The 6,310-nt window shown below is 66.6% G+C and carries 4 protein-coding genes and 1 pseudogene (1 of these 5 running past the window's edge); 1 reads left to right on the plus strand and 4 read right to left on the minus strand.

Features of this window, described 5'->3' with window-relative positions; all coding sequences use genetic code 11:
* Positions 1-3: 3 nt before the first annotated feature.
* The 3 genes from secA to A2X88_10545 all read right to left on the minus strand — a co-directional run bounded on the left by secA (position 4) and on the right by A2X88_10545 (position 3,833).
* Positions 4-2,547: a preprotein translocase subunit SecA gene (gene secA / locus A2X88_10535; GenBank protein ID OGP34353.1), complete on the minus strand. Its 2,544-nt coding sequence runs from the start codon at positions 2,545-2,547 to the stop codon at positions 4-6.
* Positions 2,548-2,642: 95 nt separating this feature from the next.
* Positions 2,643-3,578, minus strand: a complete 936-nt coding sequence (locus A2X88_10540; protein ID OGP34354.1) for a hypothetical protein — start codon at positions 3,576-3,578, stop codon at positions 2,643-2,645.
* A gap of 66 nt (positions 3,579-3,644) precedes the next feature.
* A complete protein-coding gene (locus tag A2X88_10545; GenBank protein OGP34355.1) occupies positions 3,645-3,833 on the minus strand; it encodes a hypothetical protein in 189 nt (62 codons plus the stop codon).
* Between the two features lie 108 nt (positions 3,834-3,941).
* Here A2X88_10545 and A2X88_10550 point away from each other — a divergent pair, with 108 nt between their 5' ends.
* A complete protein-coding gene (locus A2X88_10550; GenBank protein ID OGP34356.1) occupies positions 3,942-5,852 on the plus strand; it encodes a hypothetical protein in 1,911 nt (636 codons plus the stop codon).
* A 24-nt stretch (positions 5,853-5,876) separates the two neighbouring features.
* On the opposite strand, the pseudogene A2X88_10555 reads toward A2X88_10550, so the two are convergent.
* A pseudogene (locus A2X88_10555) lies at positions 5,877-6,310 on the minus strand (peptide ABC transporter substrate-binding protein) (it continues 511 nt past the right edge of the window).

The raw sequence follows: 6,310 nt of genomic DNA on the forward strand, positions 1-6,310 counted from the left end.
CGCCTACCCCCCCGCCCCGCAGCACTTCTTGTACTTCTTCCCGGACCCGCAGGGGCAAGGCTCGTTCCGCCCGACCTTCCGGGAGGAGCGCTGCTGGGTCTTCGCCCCCGCCTTCGAGATCTCCCCGCGGGAGAGGTTCACCCGCCGCGGGGCGGCCGGCGCATGCGCGGCCAGCCTCGCCGGGTCCTCCTCCCGCTGCACCCGGACGTGGAAGAGCCGCCGGAGCGTCTCCGACTTGATCCGGACCGCCAGGTCGGAGAACATCTCGAACCCCTCCCGCTGGTACTCCTTCAGCGGATCCTTCTGGGCGTAGCCGCGGAGGCCGATCCCCTCCTTGAGGTGGTCCATGGAGAGAAGGTGGTCTTTCCAGAGGGCATCGATCGTCGAGAGGAGGAACATCCGCTCGAGGTAGCGCATCGCCTCCTCGCCGTACTCCTCCTCCTTCTTCCGGTAGGCGGCTCCGTACCCCTCCTCGATCCGATCCCCGATCTTCGCCCTGGAGAGCTTCGGAATCTCCTCCTCCGGGAACTCCGGGCGGAACCCGAACTGGGAGTAGACCGCGTCCGAGAACCCCGCGAGGTCCCACTCCTCGGGGTGGACCTTCTCCTCCGCGAACCGGTCGGCCAGCGCCTCCCCGATCTCCCCGGCCATTTCGAAGACGGTCTCCCGCATGCTCTCCCCGGAGAACACTTCTCCCCGCATCTCGTAGATGACGGTCCGCTGCCTGTTCATCACGTCGTCGTACTCGAGGAGATGCTTGCGGATGTCGAAGTTGTGCGCCTCGACCTTCTTCTGGGCGTTCTCGACCGCCTTGTTGATCATCCCGTGCTCGATCGGCTCCCCCTCCTCCATCCCCAGCTTCCCCATGATCGGGGCGATCCGGTCGGAGCCGAAGATCCGGAGGAGGTCGTCCTCCAGGGAGAGGTAGAATCGGGAGGAGCCCGGGTCCCCCTGCCGGCCCGCGCGCCCCCGGAGCTGGTTGTCGACCCGGCGGGACTCGTGCCGCTCGGTCCCGACGATGTGGAGCCCCCCCTTCGCCACCACCCCCTCGCCGAGCTTGATGTCGACCCCGCGTCCCGCCATGTTCGTGGCGATCGTGAGCTTCCCGGGCTGCCCCGCCTCGGCGATGATCTGCGCCTCCCGCTCGTGGTGCTTGGCGTTCAGCACGTTGTGTGGGATCCCGTTCCGGGAGAGGAGCCCGGAGAGCCGCTCCGACTTCTCGATGGAGACCGTGCCCACCAGGACCGGGCGCCCCTCCTCGTGCAGGGCCTTCACCTCCTCGAGGACGGCCTGGAACTTCTCCCGCTCCGTCCGGTAGATCTGGTCCCCCAGGTCGCTCCGGACCATCGGCATGTTCGTGGGGATGACCACCACGTCGAGGTTGTAGATCTGCTTGAACTCCACCGCCTCCGTGTCGGCGGTGCCGGTCATCCCCGCCAGCTTCTCGAAGATCCGGAAGTAGTTCTGGAAGGTGATCGTGGCCAGGGTCTGGTTCTCGTTCTCGATCTTGACCCCCTCCTTCGCCTCCACCGCCTGGTGCAGGCCGTCCGACCACCGCCGGCCGGGCATGAGGCGGCCCGTGAACTCGTCGACGATGACGACCTGGCCGTCCTTGACCATGTAGTCCACGTCCCGCTTGAAGAGAACGTGGGCCTTGAGCGCCTGGTTCACATGGTGGAGGATCTCGATGTTCTTCGGGTCGTAGAGGTTGTCGACGCTGAGGAGTCGCTCGATCTTGGGGATCCCGGAGTCCTCGGTCATGAGAACGCTGCGGGCCTTCTCGTCGACCTTGTAGTCGGCCTCCGCCTTGAGGTACCCGATGACCGAGTTGATCCGGGCATACTTGTCGGTGGACTCCTCCGCGGGGCCGGAGATGATGAGGGGAGTCCTCGCCTCGTCGATCAGGATGGAGTCGACCTCGTCCACGATCGCGTAGTGCAGCTCCCGCTGGGCCATGTCCTCCAGGCGAAACTTCATGTTGTCCCGCAGGTAGTCGAACCCGAACTCGTTGTTCGTCCCGTAGGTCACGTCGCAGCGGTAGGCGGCCTGCCGCTCGGAGTCGTCCATCCCGTGGACGATCACCCCGACCGAGAGGCCGAGGAACTTGTAGATCGCCCCCATCCACTCCGCGTCCCGGCGGGCGAGGTAGTCGTTCACGGTGATCAGGTGCACGCCGCGCCCCGTGAGGGCGTTCAGCACGACGGGAAGGGTCGCGGCGAGGGTCTTCCCCTCGCCGGTGCGCATCTCGGCGATCTTTCCCTCATGGAGCACCACGCCGCCGACGAGCTGGACGTCGAAGTGGCGCATGGAGAGGACCCGTTTGCCGACCTCCCGGACGGTGGCGAACACCTCGGGGAGCAGGCTGTCCAGCGGCTCCCCCTGCTCGATCCGCTGCCGGAACTCGGCCGTACGCGCCGCCAGGCGGTCGTCGGGGAGGGCCGCCACCGCCGGCTCCAGGGCGTTGATCCGCTCGACGACGGGGCGGATCCGGTCCAGAACCCGCTCGTTATGGGTGCCGAAGACTTTCCGGATCAGGTTTCCGAACATCCGAAGATCCCTTCCTTGACCGGGGAAACGGAACGGGACGGGCCCTCGCGGGGAAGCCTCCCCGGGAGTCCGCCGCGATCACGCCCCAAGGCCTGCTAGTTGAGAAAACGGGTCGGGTTTACAGGGAGGCCGTTCACTCGGACCTCGTAGTGGAGGTGGGGCCCGGTCGTCCTCCCGGTGTCGCCCACCTTCCCGATCAGGTCCCCCTTTTGCACGGAATCCCCGGTGGCGACAAGGCGCTCCGCCAGGTGCGCGTATACCGTCCGGAATCCGTTCCCGTGGTCGACGACCAGGATGTTTCCGTAGAGCGCCTCGTACCCGCTCCGCAGCACCTTCCCGCCCGCGGCCGCCCGGACCGGCGCGCCCGCCGGGGCCTCGATGTCCAGCCCCTCGTGAAACACCTGGGTCTCGGTGAACGGGGAGAGCCGGACGCCGAAGGCCGAGGTCAGGATCCCGCGGACCGGCCAGAGGGCGGGCCTGCTCTCGAGGAAGATCCGGCGCTGGTCGAGCTTCTCGCAGACCGTTTCCAGGTTCCGGACGTCCGCGAGCACGCTCTCCCGGAGCTGCTCGCACCGCAGATCGAGGAGCCGGTCGAGCCGGTTCGCCGCGGAGATCTCGGGGGTTTCCGCCCCGCCCATCCCGGCCGCGCGCCCCTTCTTTCCGGCGCCGGGAAGGAGCTTCTCGGTGACCTTCGCGAGCGACTTCACCCGGGCGTCGATCGTCCGGAGCCTCTCCACTTCGGTCTCCAGGCTCTCGAATTTCTCGTTCAGGTTGTAGAGCGTCAGGTCCTGCTGGGTGACCCGGTTGCGCAGGGCGCGCAGCTCCCGGATTCTGGAAACGTTCTCCCGGTACTCATAGAGGGATTGCGTGGTCAGAATGAACAGGAGGGAGATCGCTCCGGCGGCCGTCCACAGGCCGATCCGTCCGATCCGGAACCCGTGGACCCGTCCTTCGTCCCCGAAACGGAACGAGAAGGCGTACTTTTTCCGCACCTTTCCCCTCGCCTCCGACGCCTGAAAAGTATTCGCCACGGTAGCACAGGACCCGGAAAGGTGTCAATTGCGGATCCCCCCGCCGCAGGGCCGGCCGCCGCACGGTTACCCGACGGCCCGCTTCTTCTGCTGCGGCTTCCCCGCCGCGCCCCGGTTTCGGGCGACGACCGGATCCACGATCTCGCCGCAGTTCAGGCAACGCCACGCGTAGAACATCTCCAGCATGTCCTGGAACCGCTCGTATACCATCGCCCCGTTGCACCGGGGGCATCTTGTGTCGTCTCGTCTCGCCATTAAAGGTTTTCCTCCCGTTATCCGTTTAGATGTGCGGGGACGGATTCTGGTTCCAAGCGGTTTTATCGCTCTCCGGGGACGGGAATTCTGGTAGAATGACGGGAGTTTGTGCAGGGGGTCGGGGTGGCGGCGAGAAAACGGATCGGAGAATTGCTCGTGGAGACGGGGCTGCTGTCCGAGCAGCAGCTGACCCGGGCGCTCTCGGAGCAACGGACCAAACGCGGAAAACTCGGAGAGGTCATCGTCTCGCTGGAGATGGCCACGGAGGAGGAGATCGCCCAGGCCCTCTCCTTCCAGCTCGGCGTGCCGCTGGTCGATCTCCGGAACATGCCGGTCGAACCCCAGGCCATCGAGGTGATCCCCGAGAAGGTCGCCCGGAAGCACCTGATCATCCCGGTCTCGATCGACCATCGGGACCTCCATATCGCGATGGCCGACCCCCTGAGCTTCGAGGCGTTCGAGGATGTCCGCTTCGCCTCCGGATACACGATCCGGCCCTCCATCGCCACCCGCTCGGACATCCTGTGGGCGATCGACCAGCATTACCACCTCGGCTCCTCCCTGAACACGATCGTCAAGGACATCGCCGAGGAGCGGCTCGTCGAGGTCGTCCAGGATCGGAAGGAGCCGGACGGACGGGATGCGGACGACCTCCGGAAGAAGAGCGAGGCCGCCCCGATCATCCGGATGGTGAACCTGATCGTCGCCGAGGCGGTGGACCAGGGGGCCTCCGATATCCACGTGGAGCCGCTGAAGACGACCCTGCTGATCCGCAACCGGGTGGACGGGCTGCTGCGGCAGTCGCTCGAGCTTCCCAAGTGGGTCCAGGGGGCGGTCATCTCGAGGATCAAGATCATGGCGAAGATGGACATCGCCGAAAAGCGGCTCCCCCAGGACGGGCGGATCGGAGTGCGGGTCGGGGGCAAGGGGCTCGACCTGCGGGTCTCCACCCTGCCCGCGGCCTTCGGGGAAAAGGTGGTGATCCGGATCCTCGACTCGGCGAACGCGGCTATTCCCCTGGGATCACTGGGCTTTTCCTCCCACGATTTCCGGAAGATGGAGGAGCTGGTCCGCCGCCCCCAGGGGGTGCTGCTGGTAACGGGTCCGACCGGGTCCGGGAAGACGACCACCCTCTACGCGGTGCTCCACAAGATCCGGAGCGTGGAGAGGAACATCACAACGATCGAGGACCCGATCGAGTACGAGATCCCCGGGATCAACCAGGTGTCGGTCCAGGACAAGATCGGGCTCTCCTTCGCCTCGTCGCTGCGGTCGATGCTCCGCCAGGACCCCGACGTCATCATGGTCGGGGAGATGCGGGACCTCGAGACGGCCACGATCGCCACGCAGGCGGCGCTCACCGGCCACCTCGTCTTCTCGACGATGCACACGAACAACTCCGCGGCCACCATCACCCGCCTGAGGAACCTGGGGATCCCCTCCTACCTGATCGCCTCCACGCTGGTGGGGATCGTGGCGCAGCGGCTCCTGCGGATGATCTGCATGAAGTGCCGCGTCCAGTACAATCCCACCGAGAAGGAGCTGGCGCTGCTGCGGCCGGGGCTGCGGAAGAACGGCCTTACCTTTTTCCGGGGGGAGGGATGCTCCTCCTGCGGCGGGTCCGGGTACCGGGGGCGCACCTGCATCTACGAGATCCTCCCCTTCGGCCGGGAGATCCGGGAGACGGTGACCGCGAACGCTTCCGAGGAGGATGTCCGGCGGCTCGCCGTCGCCCGGGGGATGAGCACGCTGGGGCAGGCCGCCCTCGAAAAGGTCCGGGAAGGGATCACCACCCTCGAGGAGATCTACCGGGTGGTGGGAACCGACGAGGAATCCGCCGCCGCCTGCACGGAATGCGGAACCTACCTGGCCTCCGACTTCACCGGCTGCCCTTCCTGCGGGCATCCCGCGGCCCTGGGGTGCCCGTCCTGCGGGAAATCGGTCTCCCAGGACTGGAAGTTCTGCCCCTACTGCCGCAGCGGGTTCGCCAAGCCGATTCACGGCAGAAGCTTCGCGTAGGACCCTTTCCCGGAATTTCTCCCCCTAGACGAAGTGGCAGGCGGCGAGCCGTCCCTTTGCCACCTCCCGCAGCGGGGGAACGATCTCCTCGCACACCTTCTGCGCCATGAAGCAGCGGGTGTGGAACCGGCAGCCGGGGGGGACATGGACAGGACTCGGGATCTCCCCCTTCAATACGATCGTCTCCCGGGGCTTTTCCCCCGGCACCGGCACCGCCGAGAGGAGGCTGCGCGAGTAGGGGTGGAGCGGCTCCCGGAAGAGGTCGGCGGCCGGGGAGACCTCCATCAGCACCCCGAGGTACATCACGGCGACCGTGTCGCTCACGTGGCGGATCACCCGCAGGTCGTGGGAGACGAAGAGATAGGCGATCCCGTACTCCTCCTGGATGTCCCGGAGCAGGTTCAGGATCTGCGCCTGCACGGAGACGTCGAGGGCGGAGACCGGCTCGTCGGCGACGA

It is taken from the genome of Deltaproteobacteria bacterium GWC2_65_14 (assembly GCA_001797615.1).
Classification (GTDB): Bacteria; Desulfobacterota; Deferrimicrobia; order Deferrimicrobiales; family Deferrimicrobiaceae; genus GWC2-65-14.